The organism is Variovorax sp. 22077 (assembly GCF_052044195.1).
In the GTDB taxonomy this organism is placed as follows: domain Bacteria; phylum Pseudomonadota; class Gammaproteobacteria; order Burkholderiales; family Burkholderiaceae_C; genus Variovorax; species Variovorax atrisoli.
Genome location: NZ_JBQEQC010000009.1, coordinates 22,555 through 41,099, shown reverse-complemented (window position 1 = coordinate 41,099; position 18,545 = coordinate 22,555). Strand labels below are relative to the sequence as shown.

Here is an 18,545-nt window from a genome sequence, read left to right as displayed (position 1 = left end):
CGCGGCTCAGGCCTGCCCCCGGAACCTCAGCGCCGCCTGCCGTACCACCTCCGCCAGCAGCCGCTCCTTGCCCTGCTTCTCGCGCAGCCAGCGTGCGTCGTTGCGGTTGGCTTCCACGCTGGTGCGCAGCTCGCCCAGCGCCTTCGTGGCGTTGAGCGCCTCGCTGTGCCATTCGAGCTGGGTCATGGTCATCAGGATGTGGTCGCGCAGCGGCATGTGCTGGCCGGTGGCGGGGTCGACGTACACCGCGTCGAGGCCGAAGCGGCAGGCCTGGAAGCGGTTGTAGGTGTAGACGAGGTAGTCGTCTTCCGTCGGCTCGAAGGGCTGCTCCTGCAGGAACCATGCGGCCAGCGACTGCACGTAGCCGGCGAGCGCGGCGGCGCGCTCCACCGTCAGCGGCGTGTCGAACACGCGGATCTCGATGGTGCCGAACTCGGGCTTGGGGCGGATGTCCCAGTAGAAGTCCTTCATGCTGCGCACGACGCCGGTGCGGGTCATGCGTTCGAAGTAGGCTTCGAACTCCTTCCAGCTCAGCGTGAAGGGCGCGCGGCCCGACAGCGGAAAGGCGAACACCGAGTTCAGCCGCGCCGAGTCGAACTGCGTGTCCTGCCCCTGCACGAACGGCGAGGACGCCGACAGCGCGATGAAGTGCGGGATGTAGCGCGACATGCGGTGCAGCATCAGCAGCGCCGCGTCGGCATCGGGGCAGCCGATGTGCACGTGCTGGCCGAAGATGGTGAACTGCTTGCTCAGGTAGCCGTACAGCTCCGACAGCTCGCGAAAACGCGGCTTGTCGTAGATGCGCCGCTCGTGCCACTGCTGGAAGGCATGCGTGCCGCCGCCCACCACCGCGATATTGAGCTTGTCGGCATTGCGGATCAGCGCCTCGCGGATGGGCGAGAGCTGCGTGATCACGTCCTGCGCCGAGTGGCAGATGTCGGTCGAGATCTCGATCATGCTCGAGGTCATCTCGGGCACCACGCTGCCGGGCAGCGGGGTCTGGGCCATCAGGCGCAGCATGTCCTCGGCGTAGGGGGCGAGGTCGTAGTCGTGCGTGTTCACGAGCTGCAGCTCGAGCTCCACGCCCAGCGACAGCGCCTCCGACTTGTTGAAGGGCTCGAGCTTGACCGCGCGGCTGGCCGGGTCGGCAGGCAGCGGTGCGGAGCGCACGTCGTCGCTGTCCGGATCGATGGGGGTGGCTGCGGTGGTGCTCATCGCTGCGTGTCCTCCGTGATGCTGAAGGCCCGTGGCGCCCAGGGTACCGAGCTCTCTCCCACCGCGTGGATCGCCACGGTGGCGAGCACCGCGCCCACCACCTCCATCAGCAGGATCGAGGGCAGGGCCACCTGGGTGATCATCGTGCCCAGCAGCGGCGAGGCGGTGGCGAAATTCGATGCGATGAGCAAGGCGATCGACGACAGCGGCGACATCGCGCACCCGACCCAGAAGGCCTGCTTCCAGCTCGCGCCGCTGCCGGGGTTGGCCACAGCCACGCCGGCGATCTTGGTCAGCAGCCGCACGGCGATCACGGCCAGCACCACGCTGGCCACCGGCAGCGTCCAGTCGGCCTGCGCGGCCACGATGGACACCAGCACGAACATCAGCATGGTCAGCAGCGAGGCGGCCGTGCCCAGCTGCCGCTGCCAGGCCCAGGGCTTGGGATTCAGCGTCTTGAGCAGCACGCCGCCGATCAGAGCCGCGAGCGGCGCCGAGCCGCCGATGTGCGCGGTGAGCGCCGCGCCCGCCGCGATGATCGCCAGCAGCAGGATCGAGGTGTTCTCGCTCGTCGGGCTCATCACCCGCAGCGCCGAGCGCAGCGCCAGCGCCATGATCGCGCCCACCACGAACGACAGGCCCAGCACCACCGCCACCGGGTAGAGCTTCTGCAGCAGGGTCTGCGGCGCGCGCTCGATCAGGCCGGCCTGCGCGTAGCCCAGGGCCAGCGCATAGAAGGTGTTGAGCGTGGCCAGCGTCATCGCGCGCTCGGTCACCGGGCCGGCACCGCGCGTGTCGATGATCACGCGGCTGAGCACCGCCGGCGAGGCGACGATGGCCATCAGCGCGATCGGGTTGGCCACGGGCTCGGGCAGGCCCAGCAGCGTGAGCACCCAGTACACGCCGAAGTAGGTCAGCGTGGCTTCGAGCAGGCTCTGCACCAGCACCATCGGGTTGTGGCGGAACCAGCGCAGCGGCAGGCGCCCGCCCGCCTCGAACAGCACAACGGCCGCGGCGAGTTCGAGCAGGAAGAGGCTGATGCCGCGCAGCGGCCAGATCGCGCCCTCGAAGCCCGCGAAACCCACCACCGCGCCGACCAGCGAGTAGCCGATCACCTTGGGTAGCCCGAGGTAGCGTTGCACGAGGTGGCCGGAGGCCGCCGCGGCCGCCAGCAGCAGCGACCACAGCACGGTGGGCAGGCCGGCCGAGGGGCGCACCCACTCGGACCAGAAACCCAGCATATCGTTGAGTAAGCTCGTCAAATTCGTCCAGGCAGGAAAAAGCTCGCCGGCCGGCTGCGCCAGCGGGCCCAGATCGCGCTGCGGATGCGTGCGCGGTCGTCCAGGCTCACGCTGTGCGCTCGCAGCGCCAGGCGGAAAGCGAAATAGAAACTCACGCTCACATTGAGCGCGCCGATCACCGGGATCGCCGCCACCGCCCACCACAGCGCAGGTTGCTGCAACACGGCCAGGCCGGTGGACGCCGCCGCGGCGGCGATCTGTCCGGCCGACAGTGTCACGTGCCGCACATCCAGCCCGAGCCCGAAGAAACCCGCGACCGCGGGCAGCAGCCCGAGCATGAGTCCCAGCGAGATGTTGGAGGCGAAGCCTGAAATGTTCTTGCGCATGAAGTCGGCCCAGCGGCGAGCCCGTGCGGCGCCGAGAAAAGCGCCGATGCGGGGGTTGTAACGCATTGCAGAGTCGATCCGATGCAGGACAAAGGCGTTTTCTGTCCAGCCGGCGACGATGCTGGCCGAAAACAGCAGGATGCCGGTGATTGCCGCAAAAAGAGCGGTCGGCCCGGCCAGCGAGAGCGATTTGAGGGTGGCAGCCGCATGCGCCGCGTCCAGCAGCGGCCGGTCCAGCGCGAACTGGATCAGCAGCGCGACGGCCGCCGTCGCCGGCACCACCACCAGCACGTTGCCCAGCACGGCCGCCACCTGGGAGCGCACCAGGTTGGCGACCTCGTCGACGAAATCGTCCACCCCCGCGTCCGACCTGATGTCGCGCAGCCGGGCCGCCAGGGCCGGCGCCGTCATCGCGGGCTGCTTGGTGGCCAGCGTCAGGTGCAGCAGCTGGATCGCGACGAAGCTGGCCGCATACATCAGGCCCGCGCTCAGCCCGCTCCAGAAGGCCGACAGGCCCAGCGCGTAGATGCCGAACTTCATCAGCACCGTGAGGGAGGTGAAGGCCCCGCCGCCGGCCGCCTTCTTCACCATCTGCACGTAGCTGGCGCGGTCGCGGGTGATGTAGTGCTCGCCGGTCTCGGCGCTGCGCTCGGTCACCTTGGCGGCCAGCATCGACGAATTGGAGGCGATCAGCGCCCGGATGCTGTTGCGCTCGCCGCCGGCCAGCACCAGCCGGCCCACCAGCCGCGCCACGCTGGGCCCGGGGTTGGGCGCCATCAGGCAGTCGAGCAGCTCGCGGATGCGCAGCACCCGCTCGCGCAGCTGGCGCAGCCGGAACACCAGGCCCACCGAGATGCCGTTGTCCTCCAGGTGGGTGTAGACCGAGGCGGCGGCCGCGCGGCAGGCGTCCAGCCTGTCGCGGAAGGCGATGAAGGCGGCCTGCAGCGCCTCCTCGTCGCGCGGCTGGCCGGGGCGGTCGAACATCTGCTCGCGCAGTTCGTCCAGGTCGGCCATCAGCGCGTGGAAGGGGCGCGCGCTGCCGACCGCGTCGGCGCTCATGCGCAGGCGCAGCTCGGGCGAGAAGCCTGCCGCCACCACCTGGCTCGCGCAGTAGGTGACGGCGTCGATCACCGTGTGGCGCCAGCGCGGCGCGCCGTCGGTGTCGGGGGCGGCGCCGGCCAGCAGGGCGCCGATGCGGGCGAGCTGCGTCTCGTCGAGCAGCGCGATCCAGCCCGCGTCGAAGACGCCCGGCAGCACCATGCGAAACAGGTCGGAGGCGTCGGTGGTCTCGGGCGTGCCGGGCAGGATCTTGCGGCGCAGCCTCTCCGTCAGCTCGCTCGCGAAGGCGGTGCGCGGTGCGAAGCCGTAGTCGGCCAGCAGCGTCGTCAGGTCGACCGTCTGCGTGAAGACGCGCCACCAGGCGCGCAGCCGCTCGCGCAGCTCGGGCCGCGCCTCGACGGCGTCAAGCAGCAGCTGGACGCGGCCGATGGCCGCCTGTGGCGAGGCGCGGTCGCCGCGCACCCAGTCGAAGATGTCGATGAGCCAGATGTGGCGCTGCGCCACATCGGCCGAGGGATCGAGGCCGGCAAGCAGCCCCTGCAAGTCGCGCGATGCGGCAGCCATGTCGGGGGGCGGGGGAGAAAGGGAGAAAGCGGGCGCGCCGTGCTCAGGGCATCAGCGCATGGGGAAATCAGTGCAGGACGCGGGAGACCGGTGCTCCGCCTATGTCTGCCTCGAGCACGAACATCGGAATGGGCACGTCGAAGCGGTCGCCTTCCTCCGTCACCACGAAGTAGCTGCCGTGCATCGTGCCGCTCGAGGCCTGCAGGCGGCAGCCGCTGGTGTAGCGGAAGGTCTCGCCGGGCGCCAGCAGCGGCTGCTGGCCGATCACGCCCAGTCCCTTGACCTCCTGCGAATGCCCCGAGGCGTCGTTGATCAGCCAGTGGCGCGCGATCAGCTGGGCCGACACCGGACCCGTGTTCGTGACGGTGACCGTGTACGAGAAGGTGTAGATGTTGTCCTTGGCCGAGGACTGGTCGGCCAGGTAGCGCGGTTCGACCTGGACGCTGAAGGGACTGTGTGACATGGGGCGGATGGTAACGGAGGCCTTTGGTCGGGCTTGCGCCGGCTGCGAGAATCGAGGGTTATGAGCACCCCGTTCCGCATCGCGCCCTCCATCCTGTCCGCCGACTTCGCGCACCTCGGCAAAGAACTGACCGACGTGATCGCGGCCGGTGCCGACTGGATCCACTTCGACGTGATGGACAACCACTACGTGCCGAACCTGACCTTCGGCCCGATGATCTGCCAGGCGCTCAAGCCCTACGCCAAGACGGCGGACGGCACGCCGGTGCCGATCGACGTGCACCTCATGATCCAGCCGGTCGATGCACTGGCGGCCTCTTTCGCGCAAGCGGGCGCCGACTACATCAGCTTCCACCCCGACGCCTCGCCCCACACGCACCGCAGCATCCAGGCCATCAAGGCGGCCGGCTGCAAGGCCGGGCTGGTGTTCAACCCCGGGCTGGGCCTGGAGGCGCTGGACTGGGCGATCGACGACATCGACCTCGTCCTGATCATGAGCGTCAACCCCGGCTTCGGCGGCCAGAGCTTCATCGACTCGGCCCTGCGCAAGATCGAGCAGGCGCGCAAGCGCATCGAGCAGAGCGGGCGCGACATCCGCCTGGAGGTGGACGGCGGCATCAAGGCCGACAACATCGCGCGCGTGGCCGCGGCGGGCGCCGACACCTTCGTGGCCGGCAGCGCGATCTTCAACGCCAAGGACTACGGCGCCGTGATCTCCGAGATGCGCAGGCAGCTCGCCGGCGTCGTCAGCGCCTGACCTTGTCGTTGTAGACGCGGTCCGTCACCGGGCCGCGGTCGGTGTCGACCAAGCCGCGCTCCACGTCGTCATGGGCCTTGCGGCCCACCTCGGGCGGACGGCCCTCCCGCGTCTGCTGGCTGTCGGACGACTGGTCGCGCTCGTGCGGCAGGCGCGGCGACGATTCGCCGCCTTGCTCCACCTTGGTGTCGCCGCCGCCGGCATCCTTCAGCGGGTCGGTGGGCTGCGCCTTGCCGGCGTTGCTCTTGCTGTTCATGCATGGACTCCTTTTGACAGCCACCGAGCCTGCGCCGCCGCCCCGGCCTGCCCGGTAGGACGGGCGAGGCACTCCCTGTAGGCCTCGCCTCGGCCTTTGCGGGCCGTGGCTTTCTGCTATCGAACGCATAGCGCTTTTGCCTGCGGGCAAGGGGCTCCGCAATAATCCCCGGATGTCTTCCGATCCTTTCGCCGGCGCGGCCACCGACAGCCTGCGCATCCATTCGTTCGCCTCGCTGAACCCCGGTCCCCGGCTGCTCGTGATGGGAGGCGTGCATGGCGACGAGATCTCCGGCACCCTGGGCATCGAGCGCGTGCTGGGCGAGTTCGAGTCGGGCTCGCTGCGGCTCTTGCGCGGCGAACTCACCATGGTGCCGGTGGCCAACCCGCTCGCGCGGCGGCGCCTGCAGCGCGAGGGCGAGCGCAACCTCAACCGCATGTTCCGCCCGAGCGGGTCGCCGGCCGACTACGAAGCCCGCGTGACCAACGCGCTGGCCCCGATCATCGAACGCCACGAGGTCCTGCTGGACCTGCACTCCTTCCAGAGCGAGGGCGAGGCCTTCGCGATGATCGGCCCGCGCGACAACACCGGCACCCTGGAGCCCTTCGCCCGTTCGTACGAGGAAGGCCAGCTCGCGCTGCACATCGGCACGCCGATCGTGGTGGAGGGCTGGCTCGACATCTACGCCGCCGGCCTCGCGCAGCGCGCGGGCGGCACGCCGGCCAGCGAGGCCGAGCTCGACTTCGGCCGCGGCACCAACGAGTACATCCGCAGCCGCGGCGGCTACGGCGTCACGCTCGAATGCGGCCAGCATCTCGACCCGAAGGCGCCCGAGGTGGCGTGGCGCGCCATCCGCCGCACGCTGGCGCTGCTGGGCATGGCGGAACTGCCCGAGGGGCTCTCCGGCGGTCCCGCGCAGCCGCCCAGGCTGCTGCGCCTGGCCAGCGTGACCGACCGACTGCACGAGGAAGACAGCTTCGTGCGCGACTGGGCCACCTTCGACGAGGTGCAGCGCGGCGAGCCCATCGGCATGCGGCACGACGGCACGCTGCTGAGCGCCCCCGACGACGGCTTCATCGTGTTCCCCAACGCGATGGCACTGCCGGGCGCCGAGTGGTTCTACTTCGCGCGCCCGAGCGAGCGCCAGCTGGGCCCCCTGGGCGGCACCGGCGCGCCCTGACGGCGCCTGGGGCCGCGCTCCTACAGCGCTGCCGCCGGGGCGGCGCACATTCGAGGATGAAGGAGTGCGCACATGCCCGTCACCAAGAAAGCACCCGCGCCGCGCGTCCTGTGGAAGGGTGCCATCAGCTTCGGCCTCGTCCACATCCCGGTGGCGCTGTATTCGGCCACCGTCGACCACGGCATCGACTTCGACTGGCTCGACAAGCGGACCATGGACCCGGTCGGCTACAAGCGCGTCAACAAGAAGACCGGAAAGGAGATCGCGCGCGAGCAGATCGTCAAGGGCATCGAGTACGAGAGCGGCGAGTACGTGGTGCTCAGCGACAAGGAGATCGCCGCCGCCTACCCCAAGACCACGCAGACCATCGAGATCGAGAGCTTCGTGCCGGCCAACGGCATTCCCTTCGTGTACCTGGAGCGCCCCTACTACGTGGCGCCGATCAATCGCGGCGCCAAGGTGTATGCGCTGCTGCGCGAGACCCTGCAGCGCACCGGCCGCGTGGGCGTGGCCCGCGTCGTCATCCAGACCAAACAGCACCTCGCGGCGCTGGTGCCCGTCGGCCCCGGCCTCGTGCTGAACCTGCTGCGCTGGGGCGCCGACATCCGCCCCTGGAGCGACCTGCCGCTGCCCTCGGAAGACGTGAAGAAGGCCGGCCTGCGCGAGCGCGAGCTCGAGATGGCGAAGGAGCTGGTCGAGGACATGAGCGCCGACTGGGACCCCGAAGCCTTCCGCGACGAGTTCAAGGACGAGATCCTTCGACTGGTCGACAAGAAGGTGAAGGCCGGCCAGACCGAGACCGTGATCCGGCCCGACCCGGAAGAAGGCGAGGCGCAGGACACCGGCCGCGGCGCCAAGGTCATCGACCTGACCGAGCTGCTCAAGCGCAGCCTGCGCAAGGGCGGTGGTGGCGGTGGCAGGGCGAGGAACGCCGACGCCGAAGAGGAGGATGAAGAAGAGGAGGAAGAACCCGAAGCGCCGCGGACCCGGCGCCCGGCGGCGAAGAAGCGAAAGACCGCCGCAAGGAGCAGCAGCGGCAGCACCGCGCGAAGTGCATCGGCCCGCCAGCGGCGCGCCGCCTGATCCCGGGGAGCGCCGCACGCCATGGCACGCAACGCGTCCTCTTCCTCCTCCACCGCCCGCAAGGCGCTTGCGCGCTACCACGGCAAGCGCGATTTCTCCAGCACGCCCGAGCCGAAGTCCGGCGGACGGCGCGGCAAGGGCGCGCTGGGCTTCGTCATCCAGAAGCATCATGCGAGCCATCTGCACTACGACTTCAGGCTCGAGCTCGACGGCACGCTCAAGAGCTGGGCTGTGCCCAAGGGCCCCTGCCTCGACCCCGGCGTGAAGCGCATGGCGGTGCACGTGGAAGACCATCCGATCTCGTACGCCGACTTCGAAGGCACCATTCCGCCGAAGCAGTACGGCGCCGGCACCGTCATCGTCTGGGACCGCGGCGACTGGCTGCCCGAGGGCGACGCGCGCAAGGCGCTGGCGGCCGGCAAGCTCAAGTTCGAGCTGCGCGGCGAGAAGCTGCACGGCCACTGGACGCTGGTGCGCATGCGCGGCAAGGGCGACGAATCGCACGAGCCCTGGCTGCTTATCAAGGAGCGCGACGACGAGGCGCGCCCGCTCGACGAGTACGACGTGGTGGCGCAGGAGCCCGCGAGCGTGATCACCGGCCTGGGCGTCGACGAGGTGGGGCAGGCGCCGAAGAAGACGGCGAAGGCCGCGAAGCCCGCCACCGCGCCCGCCAAGGCGAAGAAGGTGCAGGCGCAGCGCAAAGGCGGGAAGACCGCGCTGCCCGCCACGCTCGAACCCGAGCTTGCGACGCTGGCCTCATCCCCACCTTCCACGCCGGACGACTGGCTCTACGAGCTCAAGTTCGACGGCTACCGCCTGCTGTCGCGCATCGACGGCAAGGGCAAGGTCCGGTGCTTCACCCGCAACGGCCACGACTGGAGCGCGAAGCTGCCGGGGCTCGTCGAGGCGCTCTCGCGGCTCGACACCCGCTCGGCGTGGCTCGACGGCGAGATCACCGTCGAGGGGCCCAATGGCGCGCCCGACTTCCAGGCGCTGCAGAACGCCTTCGACAGCGGCGCCACCTCGTCGATCGTCTACTGGCTCTTCGACGCGCCCTTCATCGACGGCGAGGACCTGCGCGAGCTGCCGGTGGAGGAGCGCCGCCGCAGGCTGGCCGCGCTGCTCGGCGGCAGGCCGCCCGCGCCGCTGCGCCTGAGCGATGCCTTCGAGGTCTCGCCGCGCGACCTGCTCGCGTCTTCCGCGCGCATCGGCTTCGAGGGCATCGTCGGCAAGCGCAAGGGCTCGCCCTACGTGTCGCGGCGCTCGCCCGACTGGATCAAGCTCAAGAACCAGCAGCGCCAGGAGTTCGTCATCGGCGGCTACACCGCGCCCAAGGGCTCGCGCGAGGGCTTCGGCGCGCTGCTGCTGGGCGTGTACGACGACGAAGACGGCGGCCGGCTGCGCTACTGCGGCAACGTGGGCACCGGCTTCGATGCGAGCCGCCTGGCCGACGTCAAGGCGAAGCTCGACAGGATGGCCGTGGACGGCTGCCCCTTCGAGCCCGTGCCGCGCGGCGTGAAGGCGCAGTGGGTCGAGCCGTCGCTGGTGGCCGAGGTTTCCTTCGGCGAATGGACGCGCGAGCATCGCGTGCGCCAGGCCGTCTTCCAGGGCCTGCGCAGCGACAAGCCGGCGCGCGAGATCCGGCGCGAGCAGCCGCAGCGCGTGCGCGCGATCGAGGCGAAGGCGACCAAGCCCCTCATGAGGAGCAAGAGCCCCGGCACCACCCGCAACGAAGGAGCAGGAAACAAGTCCATGGCCCAGAGGATCACCCACGCCGACCGCGTGATCGACAAGCACAGCGGCATCACCAAGGGGGAGCTCGCCGCCTACTACGACAGCGTGTCGAAGCTCATGCTGCCGCACCTGCGCGGGCGGCCCGTGTCGCTGGTGCGCGCGCCCGAGGGCGTGGGCGGGGAACTGTTCTTCCAGAAGCACCTGCAGGCGCGCGAGATTCCCGGCGTGAACCAGCTCGATCCCGCGCTCGACCCCGGCCACGAGCCGCTGCTGCAGATCGACAGGAAGGAGGGGCTGCTCGGCGCCGCGCAGATGAACGTGATCGAGCTGCACACCTGGAACGCCACCTCGAACGACATCGGCAGGCCCGACCGCATGACCTTCGACCTCGACCCCGGTGAAGGCGTCGAGTGGCCGCAGGTGCAGGAGGCCGCGATGCTCGTGCGCACGCTGCTCGACGAGCTGGGCCTGCCGGCCTTCCTGAAGACCAGCGGCGGCAAGGGGCTGCACGTGGTGGTGCCGGTGCGCCGGCAGTACGACTGGGACACCGTCAAGGGCTTCTCGCAGGCCGTGGTGGCGCATCTCGCGAAGACGATCCCGGCGCGCTTCGTCGCCAAGAGCGGGCCGCGCAACCGCGTGGGCAAGGTCTTCGTCGACTACCTGCGCAACGGCTTCGGCGCGACCACCGTGAGCGCATGGTCGGCGCGCTCGCGCCCTGGGCTGGGCGTGTCGGTGCCGCTCGAGTGGGAAGAGCTGCCCTCGCTCGCCGGCCCCGCGCAATGGACGGTCGCCAACGTGGCGGAGCGCTTCGACATCGGCAACAAGCCCTGGGCCGGTATGGAGCGCCGCCGCAAGAGCCTCACCGCAGCGATGAAGCTGCTGGGCTACCCGCCGGGCTGAAGGCCGTCGCGGGGGAGCGCTTCAGCCGATCGCTTCCTCCGTCGTCACCTCGAAGCGCTTGAGCGTGTTCGCGCCGAACACCATGGTGATGGGCACGTCCGCCGCGTCGCGTCCGCGCGCGATCACGATGCGGCCGATGCGAGGCGTGTTGTGCCGCGCGTCGAAGGTGTACCAGCGGTCGCCCAGGTAGGCCTCGAACCATGCGCTGAAGTCCATCGGGTAGGGTGCGATCGGAACGCCGATGTCACCCAGGTAGCCGGTCGCGTAGCGCGCCGGGATGTTCATGGCGCGGCACAGCGTGATCGCCAGGTGCGCGAAGTCGCGGCACACGCCCGTGCCTTCGCGGAAGCCCTCCAGCGCGGTGCGCGTTGCGCGGGCGCTGCCGTAGTCGAAGCGAAGGTGCCGGTGCACGAAGTCGCAGATCGCCTGCACGCGCGGCCAGCGGGGTGCCACCTGCCCGAAGTGGTCCCAGGCGAAGGCCAGCAGTTCGCTGTCGACCTCGCAATAGCGGCTGGGCAGCACGAAGGGCAGCGTCTCCACCGGCAGTTCGGCCGCGGCGAGCTGGCGGGCTTCGAGATGCACCGGGTCGGGCTGGCCGGTGTCGTACACCAGCGCGTGGTTGCGCAGGCGCACGCTGTCCACACCCTGCGGTATGCGTACGCGGGCGCAGCGATTGCCGAAGCCGTCGATGTAGTGGTCCGTGTGCAGCGCGGGGCTGAGTTCGAGGTTCTCCCCGCCTTGCAGGTCACCTGCGCGCGAGGGGTGCACCTGCAGCATGTGGATCAGCGCCGTGGGTGCCGTCACCTGCAGTTCGATGTCGAAGCCGATTCTGATCAACATGGTCGCCCGATCCTATTCAGCGCCGCGCGTTGCGCCCACGGGCCGGACTCGCGAAGCTTCGTAGGCGGGTGCGCTGCGCTGTCGGCGGGCTCCTACCGCGCACCCGCGTTTTCTCCCACAGACGCGAAGGGGGCGCCACTACGGTGTGCAGGCGTTGCAAAACATAACCTTTGCTCTCTTGCAAGTCATCCGCCACCAGAGGGGCGAAATCCGGAGGGGAAATCATGGAGTTTTCGACGCTTTTCGATTCGTTCACCAGCACCTGGGGAGATGAAATCCTCGTCTGGGGTGTCGCCGCGGTGGCGGGCTGCATCTGCCTCATCGCCCTGGTGAACGTGCTGGACATGTTCCTGGACAACGGCGAGGCAGGCTGACGAAGCAGTTCCTTCTTGTTCCGTCACGAATCTCCACCAATGAAGAAAGATCCTGGCAAGTCCCCGATGTCACCTCAGAACAAGGCCGCCGCAGGCCGTCGCGCCAGTGCCTCGAAGACCGGCTCGGGCGATGCTGCGAACCCCAAGCAGCAGCAGCTCGAAGGCTTCACCGTCGAGCACCCCACCACGCTCACCACCAACCAGGGCCTGCAGTTTCCCGACAACCACAACTCGCTGAGAGCGGGCGTGCGCGGCCCGACGCTGCTCGAAGACTTCATCCTGCGCGAGAAGATCACGCACTTCGACCATGAGCGCATCCCGGAGCGTGCGGTGCATGCGCGCGGTTCGGCGGCGCACGGCTACTTCCAGGTCTACAAGTCGATGTCGCAGTTCACCTGCGCCGACTTCCTGCAGGACCCGGAGGCGAAGACGCCCGTGTTCGTGCGCTTCTCCACCGTGGCCGGCTCGCGCGGATCTGCCGACACGGTGCGCGACGTGCGCGGCTTCGCCGTCAAGTTCTACACCCGCGAGGGCAACTACGACCTCGTGGGCAACAACGTCCCGGTGTTCTTCATCCAGGACGCGATCAAGTTCCCCGACCTGATCCACGCCGTCAAGCCCGAGCCGCACCACGAGATGCCGCAGGCCGCGAGCGCGCACGACACCTTCTGGGACTTCGTATCGCTGATGCCCGAGAGCACCCACATGCTGATGTGGGCCATGAGCGACCGCGCCATCCCGCGCAGCCTGCGCATGATGGAAGGCTTCGGCGTGCACACCTTCCGCTTCATCAACAGCCGCGGCGAAAGCCACTTCGTGAAGTTCCACTGGAAGCCCAAGCTCGGCGTGCACGGCCTCGCGTGGGACGAGGCGCAGAAGATCGCGGGCAAGGACCCCGACTTCCATCGCCGCGACCTGTGGGAAGCCATCGAGAACGGCGACTTCCCCGAGTGGGAGCTCGGCGTCCAGCTGATACCGCAGGACAAGGAACACTCGCTGGGCTTCGACCTGCTCGACCCCACCAAGCTCATCCCCGAGGAGATGGTGCCGGTGCAGAAGATCGGCCGGCTGGTGCTCAACCGCAACCCCGACAACTTCTTCGCCGAGACCGAGCAGGTGGCCTTCCATCCCGGCCACCTCGTGCCCGGCATCGACTTCACCAACGACCCGCTGCTGCAGGGGCGCCTGTTCTCGTACACCGATACGCAGATCTCGCGGCTGGGCGGCGCGAACTTCCACGAGCTGCCGATCAACAAGGGCGTGTGCCCCTTCCACAACTTCCAGCGCGACGGCATGCACCGCCAGACCATCGCGCGCGGCCAGGTGGCCTACGAGCCCAACACGCTGGGCAGCGGCACCGAGTTCCGCGTGGACGGCGGCAGCCACGGCTTCCAGTCGTTCCCCGAGGAGATCGATCCGCCCAAGGTGCGGCGGCGCAGCGCCTCCTTCGACGACCACTTCACGCAGGCGCGCCTGTTCTTCGACAGCCAGAGCGCGGCCGAGAAGGAGCACATCATCGCGGCCTTCCGCTTCGAGCTGTCGAAGCTGGAGGTGCCGGCCATCCGCCAGCGCATGGTCGACAACCTCGCGCACGTGGACGAGAAGCTGGCGCGCCGCGTGGCCGAGCCGCTGGGCATCGGCGAGCCCGATGCGAGGGCGGCGGCGGGACGCGCGGGCTTCCGCGACCACCGCATGTCGCTGCCCATCGACGAGTCGCCCGCGCTGAGCATGGCCGACACCGGCGACGGCTCCATCCGCACGCGGAAGATCGCGATCCTCGTGGCCGACGGCGTCGACTCGGCCTCGCTCAAGCCGATCCGCGACGCGCTCGAGCATGCGGGCGCGCAATGCAAGGTGGTGGGCCCGCGCCTGGGCACCGTCGCCAGCGCATCCAGGCGCCAGATCGAGGTGGATACGACCTTCGTCAACACGCCCTCGGTGATGTTCGACGCGGTGCTCGTGCCCGCCGGTGCCGAGGGCGCCGCGGCGCTCGCAGGCATGGGCGACGCGGTGCACTTCGTGCTGGAGGCGTACAAGCACTGCAAGCCGATCTGCACGGTGGGCGAGGGCGCGCGGCTGCTGTCCTCTCTGGGCATCGACGAGAACACGCCGCCAGAGGAAACGCCCGCCGGCGTGGTGGCCGCGGCGACGCCGGTCACCAACCTGGGCGACAACACGGCCGCGACCGAGATCGCGCAGCGCTTCATTGCCGCCATCGCCAAGCATCGCCACTGGGACCGCGCGAACATCGACGCCGTTCCTGCATAGGCCGCAGGCCCCGCGTTCCTAGTCCTTTAGGGCTAGACCGTAATGCGAATAGGCGCGCCCCAGGGGCGCTCCTAGACTTTCCCCCCGAGGCCTGAACGGCGCGCACTCCCGCGATGTCGATGGTCCGCCGAGGCGGACCCACAGGGCCATACGCGGGGGTCCAATGGCGTGGTTTTCGAGATGGGGAAGGGAGCGCCCTGCACGTCGTCGTGCCGGCATCGCAGGTGCGCTCGGTCTTGCAGGCATTCTTCTGATGGGTCATGGCTCCGTGGCGTGGGCACAGCAGCCGACGAGCGCCGAAGCCGCCGCCAGCAAGGCAGAGCAGGCCCGCCTCGCGGACACCGACACGCTGCTGGCGCTGACCAGCGAAGGCGCGGTGCTCTACGGGCAGGACTCGGTCAAGCTCTCCGGCTATCAGTACTGCAGCCAGGCCGTCGCGCTGGCCGAGGCGGGCGAGTTCCGCCAGAGCGTGCGCGCCGCGAGCAAGGCGCTGCACCTGGCCAACGCCACCAACGATCCCAACCTCATGGCCATGGCCAACCGCGACCTGGCCATCGTCTACAGCTACTCGGGCCAGCTCGAGAAGGCCGAGGAGTTCGCGCGCGAGGCGCTCAGGCACCAGGCGCGCGACCCCAAGCTGGTGGTCGGCCCGGTGCAGAAGGTGATCGGCGACGTGCGTTCGCGCCGCGGCGACTATTCGGGCGCGGTGCTCAGCTATGACGAGGCGCTGGCGAACAGCTCGCAGCGCTATGCGCCGCTGGTGCAGGCATCGCTGGTCAACGCGCTGATCGAATCGGGCGATGCGGCGCGGGCGCGCGAGGTGCTCGGCACCATGGGGCCGCCCAAGGACGCGCCGCTCGCCGCGCAGCTCGACCGCACCCGCGCCCGGCTGCTGCTGGCCGAGAACAAGCCCGCCGAGGCGCGCGATGCCTACCGCGCGCTCACCGCCCGGCAGGTGGGCGCAGACACCGAGTACTACCGCCTCTGGGCCTGGGACGGCGTGGCGCGCAGCGAACTCGCGCTGGGCCAGAAGCAGGCCGCCGCCGAGGCCGTGGGCCGCGCGCTGGGCGACGTCGACAAGGTGCGCGCGAGGTTCCGCAGCGAGGAATTCAAGATGGGCCTGTTCTCGGACCTGCAGACGGTGTTCGAGCGCGGCGTGGCCGTCTACAGCGACGCGGGCGATGCACGCCAGGCCTTCGAGGTGAGCGAACGCAGCCGTGCGCGCGCCCTGCTCGACGCGGTGCGCGGCCGCGCGAAGATCAGCGAGCAGGCTGCCGCCACCGTCGATCTCCCCGCACTGCAGCGCACGCTGGCGGCCGACGAGCGCGTGGTGCAGTTCCATTCGCTGCCCGACCGCCTCGTGGTGTGGGTGGTGGGCCCGGACAGCATCGTGGAGAAGTCCGTGGCGGTGAAGCGCGACGAGCTCAACGAGTTGGTCGAGACCTTCCGCAACTCCATCGTGCGCGGGCGGCGCACCGCCATCACCAACGCCGACAAGCTGGGTGCCGCACTGCTCGGCCCGCTGGGCATCGCACCGGGCCAGCGGCTGGTGGTGGTGCCGCACGGGCCGCTGCACTACCTGCCGTTCCAGGCGCTGCGGCTGGACGGCCGCTACATCATCGAGACGCATCCGGTGGCCGTGGCGCCTTCCATGAGCATCGCGGTGCAGCTCGCGCAGCGCACGCCGCGCGTGAACGCCTCGCTCACCGCGTTCGGCAATCCGCGCATCGAGGACAAGTACGACCTGCCCGGCGCGGAGACCGAGGTGAAGCAGCTCGCGCAGCTCTTCCCGCGCAACGCCGTCTACATGGGCGCGGCCGCCACCAAGACGCAGTTCCGCGACGTGGCCGCGCGCTCCCCGCTGATGCACGTGGCGGCCCATGCCGAGGCCGACGCGGTCGATCCGCTGTACTCGCGCATCCTGCTGGCCAACGAAGGCGGCAAGCAGAATTTCCTGGAGGCGCACGAGATCCTCGGACTGCCGATGGACGGCACCGCGCTGGTCACGCTCTCGGCCTGCGAATCGGGCCTGGGGCGCATCGCGCAGGGCGACGAGGTGCTGGGCTTCACGCGCTCGTTCCTCTCGGCCGGCAGCTCCAGCCTGATCGCTTCGCTGTGGCCGGTGTCGGACGACGCCACCGCCGTGCTCATGAGCACGCTCTACGGCGAGCTCTCGAAGGGCCGCGACATCCAGAAGGCCATGCAGGCCGGCCAGCTCGCGGTGCTGAAGGATCCCAAGATGTCCCACCCCTTCTTCTGGGCGCCGTTCAACCTGATCGGCAACTGGCGTCTCACGGTGGGTAGCTGACATGAAAACCTGCCAACGCCCCATGTCGATCACGCCGATCGCCTTTGCAGTCACGGCCCTGGTCGGCGCCACGCTGCTCGTTGCGGCCCAGCGCACGCACGCAGCCGAAGCGGACGGCAACGCCACCGAACTGCTGCCGACCACGGACCCTTGCGGCACCTGCGACCGGCCGGTCGCCCAGGCGCCCACTGGCACCGTTGCGCCGCAGAGCCTGCCCGCGCCGCCGCGCGACAGGGGCGGTGCCGCCGGCGCGAGCTTCAGGCTCAACGACCTGCGCCTGAACGGCGTGAAGGCGCTGAGCAACGAGGAGCTGCAGGCCATCACCGGCCCCTTCATCGGCCGCGACGTGACGCTCGCCGACCTGGAGGAACTCGCCAAGGCCATCACCGCGCGCTACAAGGAGCGCGGCTACTTCCTCGCGCAGGCCGTGGTGCCGGTGCAGACGGTGCGCGACGGCATCGTCGAGATCAGCGTGATCGAGGGCCGCCTGGGCAAGGTCGACGTGACGGTCGCGCCCGATGCGCCCATCGCCGAGTCGCGCGTGCGCGGCTTCCTCGCGCCGCTGCAGCCGGGTGCCGCCGTGAGCGCACCCGACTACGAGCGCGCGATGCTGCTGCTGTCGGACCAGCCGGGCATCAAGGTGTCGTCGGGCCTGCAGGAAGGCACGCAGCCCGGCACCACCGATCTCTCGGTCGAGGTGGCCGCCGCGCCGCGCTGGGCCTTCACCGCCGAGGGCGACAACCACGGCACCAAGGAATCGGGCCGCTACCGCGTAGGCGGCACCGCGCGCTGGCTCAGCCCCTTCGGCATCGGCGACAACCTCGACATGCGGCTGATGGTGTCCAACAGCAATGCGCTGCAGTTCGGCCGCATCGCCTACGAGGCGCCCATCGGCACCAGCGGGCTGCGCGCGGGCGTCGGCCTCTCGCGCGTGAGCTACGAGCTGGGCGGGCAGTTCGCCGACCTCGACGCGCGCGGGCGCGCCAACGTGCTCGACTTCTCGCTGAGCTATCCGCTGATCCGCCAGCGCCAGCAGAACCTCTTCCTGCGCCTGGGCGTGGACGTGAAGGACCTCACCGACGAGCTGCGCGCGGCCGACTTCAATTCGAAGAAGCGCGTCAACGGCCTGAGCCTGGGCTGGACGTGGGAGCGGCGCGACGAACTGCTCGGCGGCGGCTACTGGGCCAGCTCCGGCACGCTGTACCACGGCAACCTCTCCATCCGCGACCCCGAGAGCCGCGACTTCGACCGCAGCACCACGGGCCACAACACCGCGGGCGGCTTCACCAAGCTGAGCTTCCAGTTCTCGCGCCTGCAGGCCATCGTGCCGCGCCATTCGCTGTACCTGTCGGTGGGCGGGCAGTGGGCCAGCAAGAACCTCGACGCGTCGGAGAAGCTCTCGCTCGGCGGCGCGCGCGCGGTGCGCGCCTACCCCTCGGGCGAACTGCTGGTGGACCAGGGCGTGATCGGCACCGTCGAATGGCGCTGGTCGTTCAACGAGGAGCTCACGCCCTTCCTGTTCTACGACGCCGCGCACGGAAAGATCGTGCGCAACCCCACGCCCTACGACGGCGTCAACAGCCACAGCCTGCGCGGTTACGGCGTGGGCCTGAGCTGGTCGCGCCCGGGCAATTTCTCGATCAACGCGACGCTGGCCTGGCGCGCCGGCACGCCGCCCGCGCAGACCGATGGCGGGGGCCGCAACCCGCGGCTGTTCGTGCAGCTCATCAAGGCGTTCTGACATGGCACTCCCCCAGGCTTCGCGCACTTCGTGTCGCTTCGCCACCCCCCTCCAGGGGCGACACCAGCGGCCGGCAGGGCCGGTTCCGCGGAGACCAGGTTCTCCCCCAGGCTTCGCGCACTTCGTGTCGCTTCGCCAACCCCCTCGCCGGGGCGACACCAGCGGCCCGGCAGAGCC

The 18,545-nt window shown here is 69.7% G+C and carries 14 protein-coding genes; 8 read left to right on the top strand and 6 right to left on the bottom strand.

Annotated features, from left to right (window positions below; translation table 11 throughout):
• Positions 1-6 precede the first annotated feature (6 nt).
• The 4 genes from ACTJLF_RS14760 to apaG form a co-directional block, all read right to left on the bottom strand.
• Complete coding sequence (locus ACTJLF_RS14760; protein WP_019655658.1) at positions 7-1,215, bottom strand: YbdK family carboxylate-amine ligase; 1,209 nt, start codon at positions 1,213-1,215, stop codon at positions 7-9.
• Positions 1,212-2,456 (bottom strand): cation:proton antiporter, encoded by a 1,245-nt coding sequence (locus ACTJLF_RS14755; RefSeq protein ID WP_038115212.1) that lies wholly within the window; start codon positions 2,454-2,456, stop codon positions 1,212-1,214. Before ACTJLF_RS14755 ends, ACTJLF_RS14760 begins: the two co-directional genes overlap by 4 nt.
• Positions 2,457-2,473: 17 nt before the next feature.
• A complete protein-coding gene (locus ACTJLF_RS14750; protein WP_440883336.1) occupies positions 2,474-4,465 on the bottom strand; it encodes a site-specific recombinase in 1,992 nt (663 codons plus the stop codon).
• A 67-nt stretch (positions 4,466-4,532) separates the two neighbouring features.
• On the bottom strand, positions 4,533-4,928 hold the full coding sequence (gene apaG, locus ACTJLF_RS14745; protein WP_440883335.1) for a Co2+/Mg2+ efflux protein ApaG: 396 nt from the start codon (positions 4,926-4,928) through the stop codon (positions 4,533-4,535).
• Positions 4,929-4,988: 60 nt separating this feature from the next.
• On the opposite strand from apaG, the gene rpe reads away from it, so the two are divergent.
• Complete coding sequence (rpe, locus tag ACTJLF_RS14740) at positions 4,989-5,684, top strand: ribulose-phosphate 3-epimerase (RefSeq protein ID WP_019655662.1); 696 nt, start codon at positions 4,989-4,991, stop codon at positions 5,682-5,684.
• Here rpe and ACTJLF_RS14735 read toward each other — a convergent pair.
• Positions 5,674-5,940, bottom strand: coding sequence for a hypothetical protein (locus ACTJLF_RS14735; protein WP_126183953.1), 267 nt, complete (start codon positions 5,938-5,940; stop codon positions 5,674-5,676). The genes rpe and ACTJLF_RS14735 overlap by 11 nt on opposite strands.
• Positions 5,941-6,112: 172 nt before the next feature.
• Between ACTJLF_RS14735 and ACTJLF_RS14730 the strand changes: the two genes are divergently transcribed.
• From ACTJLF_RS14730 to ligD, 3 genes are all read left to right on the top strand, one after another.
• Positions 6,113-7,120, top strand: a complete 1,008-nt coding sequence (locus ACTJLF_RS14730) for a succinylglutamate desuccinylase/aspartoacylase family protein (protein ID WP_440883334.1) — start codon at positions 6,113-6,115, stop codon at positions 7,118-7,120.
• Positions 7,121-7,192: 72 nt separating this feature from the next.
• Positions 7,193-8,203 carry a non-homologous end joining protein Ku gene (gene ku, locus ACTJLF_RS14725; protein ID WP_440883333.1) on the top strand — a complete coding sequence of 337 codons (1,011 nt, stop codon included), beginning with the start codon at positions 7,193-7,195 and terminating at the stop codon, positions 8,201-8,203.
• A gap of 21 nt (positions 8,204-8,224) precedes the next feature.
• Positions 8,225-10,837, top strand: a complete 2,613-nt coding sequence (gene ligD / locus ACTJLF_RS14720) for a DNA ligase D (protein WP_440883332.1) — start codon at positions 8,225-8,227, stop codon at positions 10,835-10,837.
• A gap of 21 nt (positions 10,838-10,858) precedes the next feature.
• Here the strand turns inward: ligD and ACTJLF_RS14715 are convergent, their stop codons facing one another.
• Positions 10,859-11,677 carry a transglutaminase-like domain-containing protein gene (locus tag ACTJLF_RS14715; RefSeq protein WP_440883331.1) on the bottom strand — a complete coding sequence of 273 codons (819 nt, stop codon included), beginning with the start codon at positions 11,675-11,677 and terminating at the stop codon, positions 10,859-10,861.
• A 224-nt stretch (positions 11,678-11,901) separates the two neighbouring features.
• On the opposite strand from ACTJLF_RS14715, the gene ACTJLF_RS14710 reads away from it, so the two are divergent.
• The 4 genes from ACTJLF_RS14710 to ACTJLF_RS14695 all read left to right on the top strand — a co-directional run bounded on the left by ACTJLF_RS14710 (position 11,902) and on the right by ACTJLF_RS14695 (position 18,368).
• Positions 11,902-12,051, top strand: coding sequence for a hypothetical protein (locus ACTJLF_RS14710; protein ID WP_019655668.1), 150 nt, complete (start codon positions 11,902-11,904; stop codon positions 12,049-12,051).
• 66 nt (positions 12,052-12,117) lie between these two features.
• On the top strand, positions 12,118-14,319 hold the full coding sequence (gene katE, locus ACTJLF_RS14705; protein WP_440883424.1) for a catalase HPII: 2,202 nt from the start codon (positions 12,118-12,120) through the stop codon (positions 14,317-14,319).
• Between the two features lie 253 nt (positions 14,320-14,572).
• A complete protein-coding gene (locus ACTJLF_RS14700; RefSeq protein ID WP_260310460.1) occupies positions 14,573-16,627 on the top strand; it encodes a CHAT domain-containing protein in 2,055 nt (684 codons plus the stop codon).
• A gap of 22 nt (positions 16,628-16,649) precedes the next feature.
• Positions 16,650-18,368, top strand: coding sequence for a ShlB/FhaC/HecB family hemolysin secretion/activation protein (locus tag ACTJLF_RS14695; RefSeq protein ID WP_019655671.1), 1,719 nt, complete (start codon positions 16,650-16,652; stop codon positions 18,366-18,368).
• Positions 18,369-18,545 lie beyond the last annotated feature (177 nt).